The organism is Mycobacterium sp. RTGN5 (assembly GCF_033804465.1).
GTDB lineage: Bacteria > Actinomycetota > Actinomycetes > Mycobacteriales > Mycobacteriaceae > Mycobacterium.
In genome coordinates, this window is sequence record NZ_JAPZLA010000002.1 from 353,914 (window position 1) to 373,783 (window position 19,870).

19 protein-coding genes and 1 pseudogene are annotated in these 19,870 nt (G+C 66.9%); 4 read left to right on the plus strand and 16 right to left on the minus strand.

The features are described from left to right. Positions 1 to 38: 38 nt before the first annotated feature. Positions 39 to 923: a DoxX family protein gene (locus SLQ31_RS14295; RefSeq protein ID WP_319433642.1), complete on the minus strand. Its 885-nt coding sequence runs from the start codon at positions 921 to 923 to the stop codon at positions 39 to 41. Between the two features lie 81 nt (positions 924 to 1,004). Further along, positions 1,005 to 1,577 (minus strand): TetR family transcriptional regulator, encoded by a 573-nt coding sequence (locus SLQ31_RS14300; RefSeq protein ID WP_319433644.1) that lies wholly within the window; start codon positions 1,575 to 1,577, stop codon positions 1,005 to 1,007. Positions 1,578 to 1,659: 82 nt separating this feature from the next. On the opposite strand from SLQ31_RS14300, the gene SLQ31_RS14305 reads away from it, so the two are divergent. Beyond that, the gene (locus SLQ31_RS14305; RefSeq protein ID WP_319433645.1) at positions 1,660 to 2,340 is read left to right on the plus strand and encodes a class I SAM-dependent methyltransferase; all 681 of its coding nucleotides are present in this window, start codon (positions 1,660 to 1,662) and stop codon (positions 2,338 to 2,340) included. Here SLQ31_RS14305 and SLQ31_RS14310 read toward each other — a convergent pair. From SLQ31_RS14310 to SLQ31_RS14320, 3 genes are read right to left on the minus strand one after another with little or no spacing between them, the layout of a single operon-like run. Continuing rightward, a complete protein-coding gene (locus tag SLQ31_RS14310; RefSeq protein WP_319433646.1) occupies positions 2,330 to 3,406 on the minus strand; it encodes a prenyltransferase in 1,077 nt (358 codons plus the stop codon). The two genes, SLQ31_RS14305 and SLQ31_RS14310, sit on opposite strands and share 11 nt — an antisense overlap. Further along, a complete protein-coding gene (locus tag SLQ31_RS14315) occupies positions 3,390 to 4,121 on the minus strand; it encodes a class I SAM-dependent methyltransferase (protein ID WP_319433648.1) in 732 nt (243 codons plus the stop codon). Before SLQ31_RS14315 ends, SLQ31_RS14310 begins: the two co-directional genes overlap by 17 nt. After that, a complete protein-coding gene (locus tag SLQ31_RS14320) occupies positions 4,115 to 5,386 on the minus strand; it encodes a glycosyltransferase family 4 protein (protein ID WP_319433650.1) in 1,272 nt (423 codons plus the stop codon). Before SLQ31_RS14320 ends, SLQ31_RS14315 begins: the two co-directional genes overlap by 7 nt. Positions 5,387 to 5,674: 288 nt before the next feature. Between SLQ31_RS14320 and SLQ31_RS29490 the strand changes: the two are divergent. After that, a pseudogene (locus SLQ31_RS29490) lies at positions 5,675 to 5,848 on the plus strand (MBL fold metallo-hydrolase); the annotation flags it as partial. Positions 5,849 to 5,874: 26 nt separating this feature from the next. Here SLQ31_RS29490 and SLQ31_RS14325 read toward each other — a convergent pair. Then, positions 5,875 to 8,793 (minus strand): aminotransferase, encoded by a 2,919-nt coding sequence (locus SLQ31_RS14325; RefSeq protein WP_319433652.1) that lies wholly within the window; start codon positions 8,791 to 8,793, stop codon positions 5,875 to 5,877. A gap of 67 nt (positions 8,794 to 8,860) precedes the next feature. On the opposite strand from SLQ31_RS14325, the gene SLQ31_RS14330 reads away from it, so the two are divergent. Both SLQ31_RS14330 and SLQ31_RS14335 read left to right on the plus strand, forming a co-directional pair. Next, entirely contained in the window at positions 8,861 to 9,418 is a 558-nt protein-coding gene (locus SLQ31_RS14330; protein ID WP_319433654.1) for a nicotinamidase, read from the plus strand. Further along, complete coding sequence (locus tag SLQ31_RS14335; protein ID WP_413642107.1) at positions 9,415 to 10,209, plus strand: ketosteroid isomerase family protein; 795 nt, start codon at positions 9,415 to 9,417, stop codon at positions 10,207 to 10,209. The genes SLQ31_RS14330 and SLQ31_RS14335 overlap by 4 nt, the downstream gene beginning before the upstream one ends. Here the strand turns inward: SLQ31_RS14335 and SLQ31_RS14340 are convergent, their stop codons facing one another. From SLQ31_RS14340 to SLQ31_RS14385, 10 genes are all read right to left on the minus strand, one after another. Beyond that, positions 10,210 to 10,575: a DUF488 domain-containing protein gene (locus SLQ31_RS14340; protein ID WP_319433658.1), complete on the minus strand. Its 366-nt coding sequence runs from the start codon at positions 10,573 to 10,575 to the stop codon at positions 10,210 to 10,212. A gap of 15 nt (positions 10,576 to 10,590) precedes the next feature. After that, entirely contained in the window at positions 10,591 to 11,412 is an 822-nt protein-coding gene (locus SLQ31_RS14345) for a DUF1206 domain-containing protein (RefSeq protein WP_319433660.1), read from the minus strand. Positions 11,413 to 11,422: 10 nt separating this feature from the next. Next, positions 11,423 to 12,247: a methanethiol S-methyltransferase gene (gene mddA, locus SLQ31_RS14350; RefSeq protein ID WP_319433662.1), complete on the minus strand. Its 825-nt coding sequence runs from the start codon at positions 12,245 to 12,247 to the stop codon at positions 11,423 to 11,425. 52 nt (positions 12,248 to 12,299) lie between these two features. Continuing rightward, positions 12,300 to 13,868, minus strand: coding sequence for an HD domain-containing phosphohydrolase (locus SLQ31_RS14355; RefSeq protein ID WP_319433663.1), 1,569 nt, complete (start codon positions 13,866 to 13,868; stop codon positions 12,300 to 12,302). Positions 13,869 to 13,885: 17 nt separating this feature from the next. Next, the gene (locus tag SLQ31_RS14360) at positions 13,886 to 14,647 is read right to left on the minus strand and encodes a hypothetical protein (RefSeq protein ID WP_319433665.1); all 762 of its coding nucleotides are present in this window, start codon (positions 14,645 to 14,647) and stop codon (positions 13,886 to 13,888) included. 142 nt (positions 14,648 to 14,789) lie between these two features. Further along, entirely contained in the window at positions 14,790 to 15,452 is a 663-nt protein-coding gene (locus SLQ31_RS14365) for a DedA family protein (RefSeq protein WP_319433667.1), read from the minus strand. A gap of 62 nt (positions 15,453 to 15,514) precedes the next feature. Continuing rightward, the gene (locus SLQ31_RS14370) at positions 15,515 to 16,378 is read right to left on the minus strand and encodes an ABC transporter permease (RefSeq protein ID WP_319433669.1); all 864 of its coding nucleotides are present in this window, start codon (positions 16,376 to 16,378) and stop codon (positions 15,515 to 15,517) included. Then, on the minus strand, positions 16,375 to 17,250 hold the full coding sequence (locus SLQ31_RS14375; RefSeq protein ID WP_319433671.1) for an ABC transporter permease: 876 nt from the start codon (positions 17,248 to 17,250) through the stop codon (positions 16,375 to 16,377). The genes SLQ31_RS14370 and SLQ31_RS14375 overlap by 4 nt, the downstream gene beginning before the upstream one ends. A 4-nt stretch (positions 17,251 to 17,254) precedes the next feature. Next, positions 17,255 to 18,442: a spermidine/putrescine ABC transporter substrate-binding protein gene (locus SLQ31_RS14380; protein WP_319433673.1), complete on the minus strand. Its 1,188-nt coding sequence runs from the start codon at positions 18,440 to 18,442 to the stop codon at positions 17,255 to 17,257. A 68-nt stretch (positions 18,443 to 18,510) separates the two neighbouring features. Further along, the gene (locus tag SLQ31_RS14385) at positions 18,511 to 19,629 is read right to left on the minus strand and encodes an ABC transporter ATP-binding protein (RefSeq protein WP_319434654.1); all 1,119 of its coding nucleotides are present in this window, start codon (positions 19,627 to 19,629) and stop codon (positions 18,511 to 18,513) included. Positions 19,630 to 19,870: the final 241 nt, after the last annotated feature.

A 19,870-nucleotide genomic window follows, 5' to 3' on the forward strand; every position in this document is an offset into this window, starting at 1 on the left:
GACCCGGCAGCGGCTTCACCGCGGCGCGATCCGAAAGGTCAGTACTTGGCTAACTTCTTGGCCTGTTTCTTGGCTTGCTTGTTGGCCTTCTTCGCGCGGGCACGCGTGGTATCGACCAATTCGCCGCCTTGATCCCTGGCTACGTCGGCGAATTCGACGCCGCGCTCGCGGGCGACGTCGGCGAATTCCGCCCCGCGCTCGCGGGCCACGTCGGCGAACTCGGCGCCGCGCTCGCGGGCCACCTCGGCCAGCTCCGCCCCTCGTTCGCGGGCGATCTCGGCGAATTCGGCCCCGCGCTTGCGGGCGGTCTCCAGCAGCGGGGCGGTGCGCTCACCGGCAGCCACCGCCAGTTCGCGGCCGCGTTCCGCGCCGACCTGCAGACCGTGGCCGACCTTCGGGCCCACCTTGTCCAGCAGATCGCTGTCCAGCAGGCCATGGCTCGATCCCGGCAGCCCGGCCGAGACAGCATCGCTGACCTTGCGCGCCGCACGGCGTCCACGCCAGCCCAATGACGGTTTGCCTGCGGTGTCGGCCGAGGCGATGATCAGCCCGCCGAGCAGGCTGAGATCGGTCAGGAACGCGCGGCGCTTCTCGGCCTTGAGCTGTTGGTCGGGCTCGTCCCAGAACATGTGCGCGCCGAGGTTGGCCGGAATCACCGTGCCCGCCAACGCCGCCGAGGCAAGCCGGGGCAGTCGTCCGGACGCGAGCAGCAGCCCGCCGCCGATCTGGACCGCCGCAGTGATCCTCGCGAATGTCTCCGGGTCGCTCGGGACGCTGGAGCCGACCGGGTCGGGCAGCTTCTGCAAACCTTCGAGAGCGGGCCGGGCGGCTTCGGCGGCCGGCTTCGGGCTTCTCAACGCTTCGAAACCCTGGCCGATGAATACCGCCGCCAACATGGGTCGGGCAACTCTGCGAATCAACATGGCGGCGGAGTTCCCTACTGACTACGTGGTCAAACCCGACCGCGCCCAGCAACAGCAGGCTGGCCAATGTGGATTGAAACGTCAGGTCAGCAGCAGACGGGCCGAGGCCTCCAGCCTCGTGGCGATCTCGGTGTACGACGCATATCCCATGCCGGCCCGCACCAACGCGCCGGCATAGAGCTGTTCAAGAGACTCAACGACGTTCGAATCGCATTGCGTACCAAGGGCAGAGGTCAGCCGCTGATGGATGTCGCGGCCGATACGGAAGCGCAGGTGTTCGACGTCGGGATCCTTGCCCAGCAGGGCGGTCGTCACGGCGCCGGCAAGTTCGGGCTCATCGGCGACCAGTAGTGCGATGTGCCTGAGCACCGCCACCACGCGCTCGATCGGGTCGGGCGAATCGTCGGGTGGGACCGGCGTCGAGGCCAGCCGGCGCCAGAACACTTCGGCGACCAGATGTTCCTTGGACGAGAAATAGGTGTAGGCGGTTGCTGCGCCTACCCCCGCCTCGGCGGCCACCATCCGGATCGTCAGACCAGAGAATCCTTCTCGGCTCAGCACGTCGACCGCGGCGCGGCCCAAGCGGTCGACCGTAGCGGCCTGCTTTGCTGTCAACCGGCGTCGCGTCGATTCCAGAGCTACCGGATCAGACACATGTCCGGACGCTACTACAACCCACCAGCAGCGACAAGGTGCGCGCTGGCCATGGACCATCCCGACGCGTTAGGTTCGGAACATGAGCCGCACCGACACTACCGCCGCAGCGCAAACTTCCCGCCTTTTCGAATTGGCCGAGCAGATTGTGGGCTTCATGCCTCTCGACGAGGGGGGCGCGCTCTACGACGCGGCCATCCGCTACCTGGACGCCGGGATCGCCGTCGAGATCGGCACGTACTGCGGCAAATCCACCGTCATGCTGGGTGCCGCCGCCGCGGCGACGGGCAGTGTGCTCTACACCGTCGACCATCATCACGGATCCGAGGAGCATCAGGCGGGCTGGGAATTCCACGACACGACGATGGTCGATCCGGTCAGTGGCCGGTTCGACACGCTGCCCACCTTCCGCCGGACGCTGGACGCCGCGGGCCTGGACGACACGATCGTTGCGGTGGTGGGCAAGTCGCCGGTCGTGGCCCGCGGCTGGCAGACCCCGCTGCAGTTTCTCTTCATCGACGGCGGGCACAGTGAGAGTGCCGCGCAGCAGGACCTCGAGGGCTGGGCCAAATGGGTGGCGTCGGGCAGCGCGCTGGTCATCCACGATGTGTTCCCCGACCCCCGCGATGGTGGCCGGCCGCCCTTCAACATCTATTGCCGCGCTGTGGAATCCGGTCATTTCACCGAGGTCAGCTCGATGGGTTCGCTGCGGGTGCTGGAGCGCACTGCCGGAGCGGCGGGCGAGGATCCCTTCAGCGCCTGACGCATTCACAGTCGTAGTTGCCCTCGAGGCCGCGCGGCAGGTCGGCGGAACGGAAGATGGCGCTGCCGCCGGTGGTGACGGACAGCGCGTCGGCGGCGAGGATCACCGCTGCCGCCGTCCACGTGGTCCGCTCGACCGGCCAGCGCTTGCCGTCGGCGAACACCAGCCCGGTCCAGTAGGAGCCGTCCCGCTCGCGCAGGTGTTGCATCGCGGCGAATTGGGTGACGGCTCGCCGCCGATCGCCCATCGCGTCCAGCGCCATGACCAGTTCGCACGTTTCGGCCCCGGTGACCCACGGCCGGTCGTCAACGCAGCGGATGCCCAGGCCGTCGACCACGAAATCGTCCCAGCGCTGGGCGATTCGGGCGGCGGCCGCTGAGCCGCGCAACGCACCACCGAGAATCGGGTAGTACCAGTCCATCGAGTGGTGGGGCTTCTCGGTGAAGGCGTCGGGATGTTCGGCGATGGCGTGGCCGAGTCGGCCCAGCGCCACTTCCCATTCCGGCTGCGGCTCGTCGAGGCGCTCGGCCAGCGCCACCGCACAGCGGATGCTGTGGTACACGCTGGCGCAACCGGTCAGCAATGCCTCCGGAAGAACGCCGGATGGGCTTCGCGCCCAATAGATTTCACCGGTACCGGCCTGCAGGCCGAGGACGAAGTCGATGCCTGCGCGAACCGTTGGCCACATGTGCTCGGCGAACTGCAGATCGCCGGTCACCAGGAAGTGATGCCACACCCCGGCGGCGATGTAGGCACAGAAGTTGCTGTCGCTGTTGGCATCTTCGATCACGCCGCGGCGGTACTGGATGGGCCAGGAGCCATCGGCGCGCTGCTCGCGGCGGCACCATTCGTAGGCCGCGCGGGCGGGTTCACGCAGGCCGGCGGCGGTCAGGGCCATGGCGCACTCGATGTGATCCCACACGTCAGTGTGCCCGGTCTCGGACCACGGGATCTCGCCTGAGGATTCCTGCACGGCCGCAATGGATTCCGCCGTCTGGCGGCATTGCTGCGGCGTGAGGATGCGGGGGACTCCCGGCACACCCTCGAGATCAGACTGGCGGGGCATTCGTGATCGGCTTCTCGAAGTAGAGGGCGACGCTCTTGCCGACCAGCGGATTGAGCGCGGCTTCGGCCACCCTGGTCAGGGCGGGCCGGGACATCATGTCCCACACCAGCAGCTGGTGATACGCCTTGACTGCTGGATGATTGGGCTTCTCCACGCCGACAGCGCATTTCAGCCACCAGAACGGGGAGTGCAGCGCGTGGGCGTGATGGGAGTGGGTGAACGTGAGCCCGCCGCGAACCAGCTTGGCCTGCAACTCGTCGGCCTTGTAGATGCGGATGTGCCCACCCTCGTTGGCGTGGTATTCGTCGGACAGCAGCCAGCAGATCCGTTCGGGCAGCCACCGCGGAACGGTCACCGCCAACTTGCCGCCTGGCTTGAGGACCCGGATCAGCTCGGCGATGGCGGCATCGTCCTCGGGGACGTGCTCGAGGATCTCGGAGGCGATCACGCAGTCGAAGCTCTCGTCCGGATAGGGCAGCGCCAGCGCATCACCGACCACGACCTGCGCCTTGGCTGATTCCGGTGCCTCGCCGGCTTCACCCATCGCCTGCAACAGGGTGTCGACGTCGGCAAGTCCAGCGGCGTCCATATCGAAGGCGATGACGTCGGCGCCCCGTCGATATGCCTCGAAGCTGTGCCGTCCGGCACCGCAGCCGACATCGATGACCGCGGTTCCCGGTCCGACCGCGAGCCGGTCGTAGTCGACGGTCAGCATGACTCGTCCACCGCCTCGACGGCGTCGGTGACGCGGCCGGTTCGCGCGATGGCCTGCTCGTAGACGCGGACGGTCTGGGCGGCGACCGACTCCCAGCTGAACACGTCGAGCGCACGACGCCGGCCGGCGGTCCCGAGCCACTGCCGGCGCTCGGGGGACTCCAGCTGCCTGCCAAGCGCCGCGATCAGCTCGTTGACGTCACCCGGTGTCACCAGATCGGCGCATTCGCCGTCGACGCCAAGCACCTCGGGCAACGCGCCGGCCCGGCTGGCCACGATCGGTGTACCGCTGGCCATGGCCTCGACCGCGGGCAGGGAGAAGCCTTCATAAAGCGATGGAATGCAGGCGATCTCGGCGGAGGCGAACAGCGCCGCCAAGTCTTCGTCGGACAACCCGCTGGTGGTGTGCACGATATCGCTGATACCGAGCTCGGCGATGAGCTTCTCGGTCGGCCCGTTGGGCTCCAGCTTGGCCACCAGCTGCAGCTCCAGGTCGTGCTGGGCGCGCAACTTCGCCACGGCGTGCAGCAGGTGCCCGATGCCCTTGAGCGGGCGGTCCGCGCTGGAAATCGCGATGATGCGGCCCGGGACCCGCGGTCGGTCAGACGGCTTGAACAACTCGGTGTCCACCCCGAGCGGGACGACGCGAAGCTGTTGGGGGCTCACCCCGAAGTCGTCGGCGATGTCGGTGGCTGACGACGTTGACACCGTCAACAGATCCGGAATGTTCTGCGCGACCCTCTTCTGCATCTGTGCAAAGCCATACCACCTGTGCACCAACGGCTTTCGCCACCATTTGGCGGCAGCCAGATCGAGCAGACGGTCGCGGGTGATCGGGTGGTGCACGGTGGCCACGACGGGAAGGCCCATCTCGGCGATCCGCAGCAAGCCGGTGCCCAGGCATTGGTTGTCGTGCACGATGTCGAATTCGTCGAGACGCGCGGACAGCAGCCGGGCGGCCCGCAGGCTGAACGTGCGAGGTTCGGGGAAGCCCGACGTCCACATGGTGGCCAACTCGAGCGCATCGATGCGGTCGCGGATCTCACTCGGTCGCGGCACCCGGAACGGATCGGGCTCACGGTAGAGGTCGAGGCTGGGCACCTCGGTCAGCCGAACCCGCGGGTCGAGGATCTCGGGGTAGGGCTGGCCGGAGAAAACCTCGACGTCGTGGCCCAGTTCCACCAGTCCGCGACTGAGGTGCCGAACGTAGACGCCCTGCCCGCCACAGTGGGTTTTGCTGCGGTAGGACAGCAACGCAATCCGCATCTTCATACTCCTGCAACGTCCATGACCGATACGGCCGAGTAACCCACCGGGCTCGCATATGTCATCGTGAAACTCGCAAATGTCATCGTTAAAAAGGCCGGACACTGTCGGCGAGCTGTCTGGACATGTGTCTGGACTATAATTCGCTTAGCTACATACTGCAACGTAAGTGCCCGGTACCTACCCTATGCCAGGACTCGTTTCTCTGGTCATGCGCTATGGCTGGGAGACATTTTCCGGCCGTGTGTACCGGTGTCGCTGCCGTTCCTCGACGGTACTGTCGGGCTGGTGCACGGCGGTGACAAACCTTTGCTGATTGGTTGTGGCACAACGCTTTCCAAAGCCATGCGCGTCACGGAAGGCGGTCAGATCACTGGCGACCTGGTGATGACACACCATCATTTCGACCACATCCTCGGCTCATCCGGCTTCGGTACGGCCGTCCAATATTCCTCTGCGGCGGTCGCCGAGGGCCTCCGTCAGCCGATTCACCAGCCGGTGGACAGCACCCGGTCGAGCATGTCGACGAAGAAATCGGCTGATTCCCTGGTGATGCACATCGGGGGTTTGACCTTCAGCACGTTCTGCCGGTCGCCGGTCGGCTGGACGATGACACCGAGCTCACGAAGCCGTTCGCAGATCGCCGCCGTCTCCTCGACGGCGGGTTCCAGCGTCGTCCGGTCGCGCACCAGCTCGACGCCCATGTACAACCCGCTGCCGTGCACGGTGCCGATCAGCTCGTGGCGGGTTGCCAGCTCGTCGATACGGGTCTTGAGGTGGTCGCCGACGGTCAGGGCGTTGCGCTGCAGACCCTCCTTCTCGAGCAGGTCGAGCACCGTCAGGCCGACCACGCAGGAGACCGGGCTGCCGCCGGCCGAGGAGAAGAAGTAGCCCTCGGTGCGGTATCTCTCGGCGATCTCGCGGGTGGTGATCACTGCCCCGAGTGGCTGGCCATTGCCCATCGCTTTCGCGACGGTGACGACATCGGGCACCACGTCCTGCTGCTGGAAGCTCCAGAACCACCGGCCGGTGCGGCCGTAGCCGACCTGCACCTCGTCGGCGATGGCCAGGCCGCCGCCGGCACGCACCGCCGCGTAAACGGCTTTGAGATAGCCGTCGGGCAGCGCCATCCCGCCGGCATTGCCGTAGAACGGTTCGCAGATGAACGCCGCGGGCGGATTTCCTTGTGCGGCAAGCTGTTCGATGATCTCGACGGCCTCGGGAGCGTAGCGCGCAGCGTCCGGTCCGCGATGCTCGCCGCGGTAGGCATTGGGCGAGGGGACGGTGTGCACCCACTCCGGCCGGGTGGCCAGTGCGTTCGGGTTGTCGGCCACCGACGTCGACACGGCGTCGGTGGCGTAGGTCCAGCCGTGGTAGGCCTCGGCCACTGCGACCACATCCTGGTGGCCGGTCGTGGCCATCGCCAGCCGCAGCGCCAGATCGACGGCCTCCGAGCCGGAGTTCACCAGGAACACGGTGTCCAGCGGGTCGGGCAGGGTGGCGGCCAGCCGCTCGGAGAGCGCCACGACGGCGCCGTAGTTGAATCGCGAATTGGTGTTGAGTCGACGCCACTGCCGGGCAACTGCGTCCGCGAGCGCCGGATGGCCGTGGCCGACAAGAGCGACGTTGTTGACCATGTCGAGGTAGCTGCGGGCGTCGTTGGCCAGCATGTGCTCGCGCCAGCCGCGCTCGATGCGGGGCGGGTTGAGGTAGTAATGCTCCTGGACGGTGGCGAAGGAGTCCGCGCGGCGGCGCCACAGTGCCTCGCTGTCGTCGGCCGCCGGGGCCTGCGGCGCCAGGCCGAGCAGCACGCCGGGGTCGTCGACCAGGCTCAACCAGCCCGCGGCGTATTCGGCCCGGACGAAGTCGGGAACCATGAGGTCGGGCAGTCTGCGGCACTGGACCCAGACATGGCCCTCGACGGTGCCCAGCCCGGTGCCGGCGGCCACGCTCTGGCCCGGCTGCACGTGCTCGTTGACGCGCAGAGCCCCCCGCAGCTGCAGGGATCCTGCGGTGCCGGTGAGGGTGACGGAGTCGGCGGTGACGGCGTCCACCACACCGCTCCACGGCGCGGCGATCGGCATCGGCGTGGCCGGCCACAGGTCGATGCCGGTGCCGACGGTGGCCGCGGACTGCGGGCTCAGCGGCACCGACCGGGTCAGCCGCGGCTGACCGAACGTGCTGACCACCGCCGCGGCGCCGTCGGCGAGCGCCTCGGCGACAAGGTCGCTCTCGCAGGCGTCCGCCAGCCAGCGGCCACTGTCCATTGCGTCGGATTCGGCGGACAGGTCCAGCCGCGCGACGGAACCGGGTGCCAGCCCGCTGATCAGCGGGGCTTCCACCGGGAGCGGATCAGCGGCATGCGCGGCACCCAGCGCGGCACGGATCTGGGCGGTCATCACCTCGCTGGGCACCTCGATGGCGCGTTCGAAGATCCGCCACTCCCACTCCAGGGCGCTGGTGGCGTAGTCGTTGTCGGCGTCGATCGCGGCTTGGTGGATCCCGCTGACGACCAGCACTGCGGCGCGCAGCACGACCAACGGCCACAGGGCCTCGATCTCTGCCGGACCCAGCGGGCGCACGGCGTGGAACGCGGCGATCGCGGGCAAGGTCGCGGCGGGTTCGCCGCCTTCGTGGCGCAGCAGCGACGAGACCGTGATCGCCAGCTCGCCCACGGTCCAGGACCGGGTCAGGTCGCCGAGGTCGATGACGCCGTCGGGGAACGAGCCGGCGCACACGACGTTGTCGTCGGTGATGTCGCCGTGGATCACCTGGACCGGCAGGTCCTCACTGAGGTCGGCGACCGCCTGCCAGGCCGCCGCTGCCGCGGACTCGACGACATCTCGGCGCGCAATGTCGGTGACGTGCGCGGCGAGCACCTCGACCGTGCGCTGGGCGTGGCGCAAATCCCACTGCAGCACGCGGTCGACGCCGTCGTGCTCGAAGCTCGTCAGGGCGCGGACCGTACGCCCGGCCAGCGCGCCCAGCGCCGCTGCCCGGGCGGGGGTGACGTACTGATCGCCGCTCATGGTGCCGCCGGCCAGGAAGGCGATGATGCGGGCATAGAGCACCGTGCCGTCGTCGCCGCGCAGCTCGGCGATCGGCGCGACCCCGGCGAGCTCGACGTTCGTCGCTGTGCGTACGTCCGGCTCGATCTGCCCGATGTGGGCCGCGGCGGCGTCCTGGGCTTCCAGTTCGATGCGGGAGAAGGCCGGGTTGGCGACCTTGAGCACCCCGATCGGGTCGCCGTCGGGGGTGCTCAGCAGGAAGTTGGCGTCCTGCTGGCTGCCCAGCGGGGCGACCTGCGCGTCGATGCCGAACTGGGTCTTGGCGATGTCGCGGGCCTGCGCCGGGGTGAGCGCCGGCACCGGAAGCTCCTCGGCTTGGAAAAAGTCGAACAGTGTCATGGCGAACTCACTGTACTGCCGGGCGGACCCGGTAGTACGGCGTCGGATCTGCCGATACGGTGGGCTGATGCGGGCGCTGATCGTCGTCGACGTGCAGAACGATTTCTGCGAGGGGGGATCGCTGGCCGTGGCCGGGGCCGGCGCGGTGGTGCGCGCGATCAACGCGTTGTTGGCCGACAACCACGGCTATGACCATGTGGTGGCGACCAAGGACTATCACGTGAACCCTGGGCCGCATTTCGCCGATCAGCCCGACTATGTCGACACCTGGCCGCGGCATTGCGTGGCCGGCACCACCGGTGCCGATTTCCATCCGGAGCTGAACACCGCACCGATCGAAGCGGTGTTCCACAAGGGTGCCTATACCGCCGCCTACAGCGGCTTCGAAGGCGACGCCGACGACACCTCGCTGACCGATTGGTTGCGTGCCCGCGGTGTCGACGAAGTCGATATTGCCGGGATCGCCACCGACTACTGCGTACGCCAGACCGCGGCCGATTCCACCCGTGCCGGTTTCAAAACCCGTGTCCTGGTGGATCTTACGGCCGGGGTGGCACCCGGTTCGACCGCCGACGCGCTGGACGAGATGCGAGGTCGCGGCGTCGAATTGGTGCGCAGCGCGTGATGCCGGAACCGCGCTCGGCTCTGCTCGACGCCGTCGACCGTTCCCCGCTGATGGCGGCCGACCACGACCGTGCGGGCTGGGTGGGCTTGTTCACCGTCGACGGCCAGGTCGAGGATCCGGTCGGCTCCCGGCCGCATGCGGGGCCAGTGCGGATCGGCCGGTTCTACGACACGTTCATCGCACCGCGCCAGATCGTCTTCCGCCATGAGGCCGATATCGTCTCGGACACAACGGTTATCCGCGACGTCGTCCTCGAAGTCGGGATGGGGCCGGTGGTGACGATGCGGATCCCGGCCGTGCTGCGTTACGACCTGCGTGAGGAGGCGACGCAGTGGCGGATCGAGCGTCTGCGCGCCTACTGGGAATTGCCGGCGATGGTGGTGCAATTCGGTGGCAACGGGTTGGCCGCAGGCCCTCAGGCGCTGGAACTGAGCCGCGCCCTGATCCGCAATCAGGGGCTGCGTGGATCGCTGGGATTCGCGGCGGGTTTTCGCGGTGCCCGGTTCCGGGGCAAACGGACGGTGCGAGCGTTTCTCGACGCTGTCGTCGCCGGTGACGAATTGCGGGCCTGGCGGTCGCTGGCGCCGGGTGCGCTGATCACCCGTGGCGAGCGAAACCCGTTGAAATTCGGCACATTCAGTGACGAGTTGACGGGAATGCCCTGGACCAAGCTGATCGGCGCCGGTTCGTCGGTGACCGCGTCGTTGCGCGGACCGCGGCCGGCAGTGCTGATCGCCGAACTCGGTACAGGCGGTCGCGTGATCACCCGGCTTCGCTATTTCGCCGAGTGACTAGCGCAGCATCTCGGCCAGCACGGCTGCCTCGCTGCGGTCGACGTCTTTGGTTGCGGTGAGCAACGTCAAAGTGCCGTGGCCGGCGAACTGGCGCAATTCGTCGAACACTTCCGCGCGCCGAGGGTCGGTCAGCTCCTCGCGATAGCGCCGAGTGAATTCCTCGAACAGCGTCGGATCGTGGTGGTACCAGGTACGAAGTTCGTTCGATGGTGCAACGTCTTTGCACCAACGGTCCAGATGTGCGCGGTCCTTGCTGATACCGCGGGGCCACAGCCGGTCCACGAGCACCCGGGTGCCGTCGGCCGGGGTGGGCTCGTCATAGATCCGCCGAAGCCGCACCTCATTGCCCGCTGCGTTCGCCATGACGACAAGGTTGCGCTACATCCGTGAGAAGCGGGCCAGGACGAAGCAAAAGGCGCCGTAGGCGGCGAAACCAATCGCGGCCATGATCAGCAGTGCCTTGCCGAAGGGTGCCTCGCCCAGGCTCTTGACCGCCGCGTCCAACCCGGCACCTTTGGTGGGGTCCGTGGTCACCGTCGCCACGACCAGCAGAACCCCGGCGCCGCCCAACACGATTCCCTTCGCGGTGTAACCGGCGATGCCCAGTGGAGTGATCAGCGGCCCGCCGCCGGTCACCGTGAGATCCTTCTCGAACTTCGTCGACAACCCCTTGTAGACGTGGTAGCCGCCGACGCCGATGATCACCGCAGCGGCGATCAGCAAAACGCCCTTGCCCCAGCCGGTTTGGAGCAGCCGGGCGGTCAGGCCGGCGTTCTGCTCGCTGTTCGATTGTCCACCGCCGCGGGCAAATCGCACCGCCGCGAGGGCAATGCCCCCGTAGATGACGGCGAGGCCGACCGACTTGGCCCGGTCGAAGACGTCGTGGGCGCCGTTGTGTTCCTGCCCCGGTTCGCTGGGATGCGAGCCGACGACCGCTTCGGCGATTCGCCATAACGCCAGGGCGATCAGGCCGCCCGCGGTCAGCCAGAGCGCGACCGCGCCGGCGGGCTGGGCCGACAACGTCGCCAGCGCACCTGACTGGTCGGCGTTGCCTGCCGAGCCGAAGGCCAACCGCACGATGATGTAGGCGATCAGCAGATGCAGGACGCCGCTGATGCTGTACCCGGCTCGCGCGGCGAGTTCGAATCCTCTACTGCCGGTGGCCGCCCGCACGGCGCCGTGTACCGCATTGTCAGCCATGACGACCGGGCTACCCCGGCGGAGCGACGGGAAAACCCTGCGGAGTGGCACCGGTCACCGGGCACGACCTCCGAGGGCGTACGCCAGGCACCAGCATCGGAACGCTGTTCCGGTAGACCCGGTAGCTGTCGCCCAGTTCCGCAACCAGGTCGCGCTCCTCGAGCTTCAGGGCGATCAGGATGTAGCCCGTTGTGCCGATCGCGAACAGCAGATGACCCGCGGTCATGACCGGCGTCGCCCAGAAGGCGATGAGGAACCCCAGCATCAGCGGGTGACGCACCACGCGGTACAGCAAGGTCGCCCGGAAGCCCGTCGCCCTGCTCGGTGAGCCCAGCCAGGCCGCGAAGACCTGACGCAGCCCGAACAGTTCGAAATGGTTGATCATGAACGTGGCGGCCAATACCGTGGCCCAGCCGGCCGCGAACAGTGCCCACAGCAGCACGCGGACCGCTGGCTGGTCGACCTGCCAAACCACGGCAGCCATCGTTCGCCACTGCCAATACATCAGCAGCAGAACAAGACTCGCCAGCAGGACGTATGTGCTGCGTTCGATGACCGGTGGCACGAACCGGGTCCACCACCGTTTGAAGGCGGGCCTTGCCATCACGCTGTGCTGGATGGCGAACAACCCCAGAAGCGCGGTGTTGATCAGAAGCGCCACCCCGAAGGGGGCGCCGTCGATGCCGTGATCGACGGTGCGCGGCACCACGATGCCGCCGACGAATCCGATGGCGTAGCAGAAGGAGACGAGGAAGACGAGGTAACTCACGACCCCGTAGCCCACGGCCAGGATCCGGAGTGTCCGCGACGACGCGGACGAAGGATTGGTTGTCATACTCTCGATACTTGCTGCGGATGTCCCCGCGATCATGGGGCATCCGCCTCAACTATCGCGCTTCGGTCAGCCCGTGGCGCAGTGCGTACATACTCGCGCCGATGCGGTTGGAGACACCGATCTTGGCGTAGGTCCGTTCGACGTGATTGCGGGCGGTCTTCTCGCTGATCACCAAGGCGGTGGCGATTTCCTTGTTGGAGGCGCCGCGTGCCACTAGGCACAGCACTTCGATCTCGCGGGGTGTCAGGCCGTCGGGTCGGGTCCCGGGGCGCCGTGTTCGGTGGCCGGCAGCATGCAGGACGGCCTCGGCGGCGACCTCGTCGAGCCCGCCATCGCGCACTCGGTCCCGAACTCGCCGCGCGGCCGCAGCCGGATCCATCGCTTCGCGGTACGGCCTTGGCTCCAAAGCTGATTGGTAGGCGACGGCAGCGGCAAGTATCCGGTCGGGCATGCCGAGGGCGGCACCGGGCAGGCTGCGCGGATAGCCTGTGCCGTTCACGCACTCGTGGTGGTTGCCGGCGATCTGGGCGACCTGCTCGAGTCCGTTGATCCGGCTCAGAATGCGGGTGGTGAGGTACGGGTGCAGGCGCATGCGCTCGAATTCGGCCGCCGACAACGCCGACGGCTTGGACCAGACCTGGTTGGAGACACCGATGCGGCCCAGATCGTGCACGTGGCCGGCCCGGCGAACCAGGGTGACCGTCTCGGCGCCCAAGCCGGCCCGCTCGGCGGCGTCGCCGGCCAACTGCGCGACCGCGCGTGAATGGCCAAGTGTGAACGGGCATTTCAGATCGACGAAATCGCCGAGGGCCACCAGCATGTCGTCGAGCGACTGCTGCTGTAGCGGCTGGTGACGGTCTGGGGCGCACGCCAGCGCCGCCTCCCACACCTCACCGGCCTGCGGGCCTGCCAGAATCGCCTCGGCGTCGGCGGTGAAGACGGCGACCACCAACGGGTCGAACTGATGCCCACTGCGTTCGGTGACCATGTCCACCGCGGCGCTCACCCCACCGGTGCGGTGGTGCACCTCGGCCATGTCGGCGAGCTGGGCCACCCGCATTTCGATCGGGATGTCCTCGCCGCGGACACCGCCGGGCAGTCCGCGCCCGTCGTAACGTTCGAAGCTGAACCCCAACGCGTCCTGAACTCCTGACCCGAGACCCATCCGGTCGGCCAGCAGCGCCGCCGAGGTGCAATGCGAATGGATCAGCTGCGACATGTTGCCGCGGGCGTTGACGAACATTGTCGCGATGGAGGTCAGCCGCTGGGTGAGGGGTTCGCCGCGGCCGATGTTGGCGGCCAGGAAGCGAAAGTAGGGCAGCCCCGCCCAGTCCACGTGATACGAGTCCCGGCGCACCGAGATGTCGTCGCCGAACCACTGTGCGAATTCATGGGAATCGGCGTGACAGCCGATCCACATGACCAACGTCGCGTAGTAGATGCAATCGCGTTGATCACGGTCGAGGCCCAGCCGGTCGGCGATGCGGGTTCCGATCAGCGCGGCGCGCAGCATGTGCTCGGCGGGCTGGCCCAGGCCCAGGTCGATCGCCACCGAGAGCGCTGCCAGCAACTCGGCGCGGCTGGGCGCTCGCGGTGGAGGACCGGTTCTCGGCGCTGCCACGCGCTCGATTGTGCTCCCTAACACGCGGCGCGGGGTTCTGTTGCCGCGGTGTGCCGGGCCGATATGTGGCGGCGCGGATCGAAGCTGTCGAAACGCGCGGTACCGATCACGCACAGGCCGCGTTGTGGGAGCCGGAAATCGGCCAGCCGACTCTGAGTGGCCAGTCGGGCGACGGTCCCGAGGCTCGATCCGTCGAGGACGGCCCGTGAACGCCGCACCGCCCAGATTTGGCGCGGCGCGATCCGGAAGCCCTGACCATTGGGGGCGTCGCCCGTCAGCCGCATCCCGCCGGTGCCCAACAACGGACCGGCGACCCGGCCCAGGCCGGCCAGGACGGTCGGGTTGGCCCAGGCCCACTCGGGCAGGGCCTGCCCGATGCGGCTAACCGCCCGGGTGGCCGTAGTACTGCCGATACCCACCGTCCACCGGAGTAGCCCCGGAATGCCGATGGTCAGTGACCACGGATCACTCCACGTCGCGGTGATGTCACACTGCACCGCGGGAACCGTTGTCGCCGAACTGAAGTAACGGGAACAGCTCTGCTCGGCGGGTGTGGTGGCGTAGAACGTCCACCGGCCGTCGGGGTCGCAATGCCAGACCGAGCGGTAGGCGGGGGAGAACGACGACGCGGGGAAGTCGCGGTAGGCCAGATAGTGCCCGGTGTCGAAGGGCAGGCCCATGATGCCGAACCCCCTGACCCGGTCGTCGGTACCGGCAGGCAGGTCCGGTCGAGCGGTGATGGTGCGTACTGCGTCTTGGGGTGTGCTGATCGTTGTCATACCCCAATGCTGGCGTCGGGCACGGGGTCCGGTCATGGGGCAGCTGCCCCAAATCTAGGGCCGACGAGACGGCGTCGGTCGCCGAACGTAACGCCACGGCGGCGCTAGGGCCGATTTTCCGCCCTGTGGTTACGCTCGGCCCCTAGGTCTGCGGCTTTTTGCGCAGGGTCTCCCAATCGTGCTCGTCCTCGAGCTTGGCGATGAGGCCGCGGGTGCGTTCTTTGAGCAGCAGGGTCATCCCGACACCGATGAGGATGGCGACGACCAGCGCGATCCAGGAGAACCGCGATAGCCACTTCTCGGCGGCCAAGCCGAGGTAGTAGACCACCGCGGTGGTGCCGCCTGCCCAGCACAATGCTCCGGATGCGTTGGCGGCCAGGAACTTCGCGTAGGGCATGTGCAGCGCGCCGGCCAGCGGCCCGGCCAGAATCCGCAGCAGCGCGATGAAACGCCCGAAGAACACCGCCCACACGCCCCACCGGTCGAACAGCTGCTTGGCCAATGCCACGTGGCCGGGGCCAAAATGCTTCGGGAAGCGTTTGCCGAGCCGCTCGAACAACCCCATCCCGAATTTTCGGCCGATCGTGTACCCGATCGTGTCACCGATGATCGCACCGATGGTGGCCGACGCACCCACCCACAGCGGGTCGATGTCGAGGGTATGCCGCGAGGCCAGCAGTGCCGCACTCACCAGTGCGATCTCGCCCGGCAACGGAATGCCAAGGCTTTCCAGGCCGATGATCAGGCCGACGACCAGGTACACCGCCAGCGGTGGGATGGATTCCAGTAGCGAGTCGACCGTCACCCGCCAAGAATGCCGTATGGACCGCTGTTACCGGCGCGAACGGACGTGTTCGCGTGTCGGACTCAGGTGACGCGCTTGCGCCGGTACAGCGTTCCGAGGGCCAACAGGATCAGGCTGGCCACCAGGATCGCGGTGGCGAGCACGTTGATCTGAGGTGGCACAGCGGCTTTCACCGCCGCGTTGACGTACAGCGGATAGGTCACCGTCGAGCCGCTGACGAAATAGGTGATGATGAAGTCGTCCAGGGACAGCGCGAACGACAAACACGCGGCAGCGACGATGCCCGGCACGATCAGCGGCAGGGTCACCTTGAAGAAGGTCCGGGTCGGGCCGGAGCCCAGATCCAGTGAGGCATCCTCGAGTGTCCAGTCGAAGCCACGGATCCGTGCCCGCACGGTCATCGCGATGAAGCTGATCTCGAAAGCCACGTGGGCGATCAGGATCGTGACGTAACCGGTGGCCCAGCCCAGGTCGAGAAACAGGGTGAGCAGCGAGGCGCCCATCACGACCTCGGGCGACGTCAGCGGCAGCACGAGGAAGGTGTCGAATGCCTTGCTGCCGCGAAACCGTTGGCGGACAAGAGCAATCGCGACGAGTGTGCCGAGCACGACAGCGATCAGCGTCGAAACCGCGGCGACGTTCAGGCTCAGCTTCAGCGCGTCGGTCAGGGCCGGATACTTGAACGGATCGGCCCAGTTGTCGAGCGTGAAACCCTGCCAGGTGTAGTTGAACTTGCCGGCCGGCTTGTTGAACGAGAAGACGATGATCACCAGGATCGGCAGGAACAGGTAGAGCAGCACCAGCCCGGCGATGAACCGCAGGGCGATATCGCCAAGCTTGAACGTCCCCCGAATATTGCGGCCTGGCTTGGCCAGTCCACCATGATCGAGGGTCTGCGCGATCGCGGCCCCCGCCTCGGTCGTCATACGAGGTCCTCCGTGCCGAGTGCCTTCGTATAGAGCAGGACGCCAACCAGGATCAGTGCCATCAGCACGAAGCTCAGCGCGGCGGCGGCCGGGTAATCCTTGACGACCAAGAACTGCTTCTGAATGACGTTGCCGATCATCCTGGTTTGGGTGCTACCGAGGTAGTCGGCGTTGATGAAGTCGCCGACCGACGGGATGAACACCAGCATGCTGCCCGCCAGAACGCCGGGCATCGCCAGCGGCATGATCACCTTGCCGAACATCCTGCGGTTGGTCCCGTACAGATCGCGGGATGCCTCCAGCAGGCGGGCGTCGATCTTCTCCAGGCTGACGTACAGCGGCAGGATCATGAAGATGATCCAGTTGTAGGTCAGGCCGCCGATGACCGCCCAGCCGGTCGACAGCAGGCGCCCTTCGGACGGCAGCAGCCCGACCGTGCCCAGCGTGTGGACCACCCACCCGTCGTCGGCCAAGATCGTTTTCCACGCCAGCGTGCGGATCAGGAACGTGACGAAGAACGGCAGGATCACCAGACCCAGTAGCAGGTTCTTGTAGCGACCCGCTTTGAAAGCGATCACATACGCCAGCGGGAAAGCCAGCAGCGCACACAACACGGTGGCGGTCAACGCGTAGCCGAAGGAGCGCAGGATCTGCTCCTGGTACGTGCTCAGCGCCTCACCGTAATTGGCGAAATCCCACGCGAACGTGAGCTTGGGCATGTAGATCGAGCCGCCCATGGTCGACAGCGATGTCCGGAACAGCGACACGAACGGCACCACGTAGAAGACCGCGAGGTACGCAAGTGCGGGCAGGATCATCAGGTAGGGAGCGAGTTTGCTCCGCTGCCGGTTGCTACTGGCTACTCCTGCCATCGCGTCAGCCGCCGGTGACTTCGGCGTAAGCCTTGTTGAACTCCGCGGTCTGCTCGTCGGTGAGCGCAGCCCAGGTCTTCAAATTGTCGAGGGTGGACTTCGGCGGGTTGATCAGCGGATTGGCGGCCAGGCCCGGATCGATCTTGTTGAGCTCATCGGTCATGTCCGTCAACACCGGCACGTACTGGGTGTGCGCGATCAGCTTGGCGTAGTTCGCCCGGTCGTAGACGTAGTTGATCCACGCCTCGGCGGCCTTCTGGTTCTGCGTGGTGTACGGGATCACCATGGTGTCGACGAACGTGGTCCCACCGGAGGCAGGCACCACGAACTTGAGGTCCGGGTTGTCCTTCTGCAGCTGGACCACGTCACCCGAATATGCCTGGGCGATAACGACGTTGCCGGAAGCCAAGTCATCGGCGTAGTCGTTGCCGGTGAACCGGCGGATCTGTCCGTTGTCCTTCTGCTGCTTGATCAGACCGACCGCCTTGTTGACGGAATCGCTGGTCGGGTCCTCCACCGAGCCGCCCTGCGAGAGCATGATCATGCCGAGGCCGTCCTGGGTGTCGGCGAGCAGGCTGATCTTGCCCTTGAACGCCGGATCCCACAGGTCGTCGATCTTGGTGATTTCGCGTTTGGTCGCCGCCTGGTTGTAGGCCAGGCCCACCATGCCGGACATGTAGGGCGCGCTGAACTTGCGGCCCGGGTCGGCCTTGGCGTTGAGCAGATCGGGGCGCATGTTCTTCTTGTTGGTCCAACGGCTTTCGCTGATTCCGTTGAGCCAGCCGAGTCCGTTGAGCCGGGCCGCAAGGAACTGGGTGGGTACCACCAGATCGGCGCCGATGTCTTGCTTGCGCGACAGCGGCTCCTTGTTCTTGGCGAACCACTCCTCGTTGTCGTTGAAGTCCTCTTTGTAGTCCACCGTCAGGCCGGTCGCGGTCTGGAACGCGGCGACGAAGCCGTCGGCCATGTACAGCGGCCAGTTAGAGATGCGCAGGTTGCCTTTGGCGGGGGAGCCGTCGTCGGACGGGGCGGCGGGTCCGCTGGAACTGCTGCTCGAGTTGTCCGACTTGCTACACGCGGCGAGGAAGGACGGTCCAAGGACCAGCGCGGCCGCGGCAGCGGCACCGCCACCGATGAACCGGCGTCGGGAGGACAGCGAAGCGAGGATCCGAGGGTCGATCTCTGTGGCCATTTGCCGTAGTGCCTTTCGGTGGGGGAAGTTCGGTGGACGAAGCGGCAGAGCAGGACTACGGGAATGGTCTAGGAGTCGTCGAGCATCTCCTCGAGGTCTTCGGTCGTCGGGATATCGGCCGCAGGCAAGACCAGCGAGGCTTCGGGGGCCCAGGCCACGAACACGTCGTCACCGGGACGCAGCAGGGGCAGATCCTGCTCGGGTCCGACATGGGCCAGGATCGGGGAGCCGTCGGCAGCGGCCAGCGACAGCCGCAGCACCGGTCCCTGGAATGTCAGGTCGACCACCTTGGCGGGGACGGTCGCGACATCGCCGGTCGGCTGGTCCATCGACACCCGGACCCGCTCGGGCCGGACCATCAGCGTGGCCTGACCGCCGGGCTCGATGGTGGTGTCACCGGGGCGGGCCTTGAGGGTGGCGCCGAGCACCTCCACCTCGACGTAGTCGCGGTTGGTGCGGCCGGTCTGGCGACCGTGCCAGAGGTTGGCCTGGCCGATGAAGCCGGCTACGAACACCGTTGCGGGTCGGTCGTAGATCTCGGTCGGGGTACCGATCTGCTCGACATTGCCCTGGTTCATGACCGCGATCCGGTCGCTCATCGTGAGCGCTTCTTCCTGGTCATGGGTCACGTAGACGAACGTGATGCCGACCTCGCGCTGGATGCGCTTGAGCTCGAACTGCATGACATGCCGCAACTTGAGGTCCAGCGCGCCGAGCGGTTCGTCGAGCAGGAGGGCGCTGGGGTAGTTGACCAATGCCCGGGCCAGGGCGACGCGCTGCTGCTGGCCGCCGGAGAGCTGGGCGGGCTTGCGCTTGGCGAAATCGGTGAGCCGAACGATCTCGAGCATCTCGTCGACGCTCTTTTTCACCGTCGCCTTGTCCTTCTTCTGGCTGCGCGGTCCGTAGGCGACGTTGTCCCACACGGTCATGTGGGGGAACAGGGCGTAGTGCTGGAAGACCGTGTTGACGTTGCGTTTGTTCGGCGGCGTCCGCGAAACGTCAACGCCTTCGAGGCGAATCGCGCCTTCGGTGGGCTGCTCGAAGCCCGCGATCATGCGCAGAGTGGTGGTCTTCCCGCAGCCGGATGGGCCGAGCATGGAGAAGAATTCGCCTGCGCCGATGGAGAAGTCGGCGTCGGCGACGGCGATGTAATCCTCGAAGCGCTTGACGACGTGGTCGATCTCGATGACCGGCGCGCCGGTGGTGCGCTTGGATCCGGTTTTTCCGGTGGTCTGCTGGGTGGCGGTGGCGCCGGTCTCGGTCAGGGCCCGTCTCCTTATGTCCCGCGGGCCGACGAGCACTGCGGCCTGACGGCCCCGCCCCTAAACGATCGCGGATTTGCGTGGTCTTCGCAACCGATTCCGCAACGAAATATGAATTTCTCGATGGAATCGCTCGTCACGACCCCGGTTGGGACACGGCTTTCGA

Bases quoted from the DNA above. Each gene is read 5' to 3' on its own strand.
- SLQ31_RS14295 (WP_319433642.1), bottom strand. From the start codon at position 923: ATGTTGATTCGCAGAGTTGCCCGACCCATGTTGGCGGCGGTATTCATC.
- SLQ31_RS14305 (WP_319433645.1), top strand. From the start codon at position 1,660: ATGAGCCGCACCGACACTACCGCCGCAGCGCAAACTTCCCGCCTTTTC.
- SLQ31_RS14310 (WP_319433646.1), bottom strand. From the start codon at position 3,406: ATGCCCCGCCAGTCTGATCTCGAGGGTGTGCCGGGAGTCCCCCGCATC.
- SLQ31_RS14315 (WP_319433648.1), bottom strand. From the start codon at position 4,121: ATGCTGACCGTCGACTACGACCGGCTCGCGGTCGGACCGGGAACCGCG.
- SLQ31_RS14320 (WP_319433650.1), bottom strand. From the start codon at position 5,386: ATGCGGATTGCGTTGCTGTCCTACCGCAGCAAAACCCACTGTGGCGGG.
- SLQ31_RS14325 (WP_319433652.1), bottom strand. From the start codon at position 8,793: ATGACACTGTTCGACTTTTTCCAAGCCGAGGAGCTTCCGGTGCCGGCG.
- SLQ31_RS14330 (WP_319433654.1), top strand. From the start codon at position 8,861: ATGCGGGCGCTGATCGTCGTCGACGTGCAGAACGATTTCTGCGAGGGG.
- SLQ31_RS14340 (WP_319433658.1), bottom strand. From the start codon at position 10,575: ATGGCGAACGCAGCGGGCAATGAGGTGCGGCTTCGGCGGATCTATGAC.
- SLQ31_RS14345 (WP_319433660.1), bottom strand. From the start codon at position 11,412: ATGGCTGACAATGCGGTACACGGCGCCGTGCGGGCGGCCACCGGCAGT.
- mddA (WP_319433662.1), bottom strand. From the start codon at position 12,247: ATGACAACCAATCCTTCGTCCGCGTCGTCGCGGACACTCCGGATCCTG.
- SLQ31_RS14360 (WP_319433665.1), bottom strand. From the start codon at position 14,647: ATGACAACGATCAGCACACCCCAAGACGCAGTACGCACCATCACCGCT.
- SLQ31_RS14370 (WP_319433669.1), bottom strand. From the start codon at position 16,378: ATGACGACCGAGGCGGGGGCCGCGATCGCGCAGACCCTCGATCATGGT.
- SLQ31_RS14375 (WP_319433671.1), bottom strand. From the start codon at position 17,250: ATGGCAGGAGTAGCCAGTAGCAACCGGCAGCGGAGCAAACTCGCTCCC.
- SLQ31_RS14380 (WP_319433673.1), bottom strand. From the start codon at position 18,442: ATGGCCACAGAGATCGACCCTCGGATCCTCGCTTCGCTGTCCTCCCGA.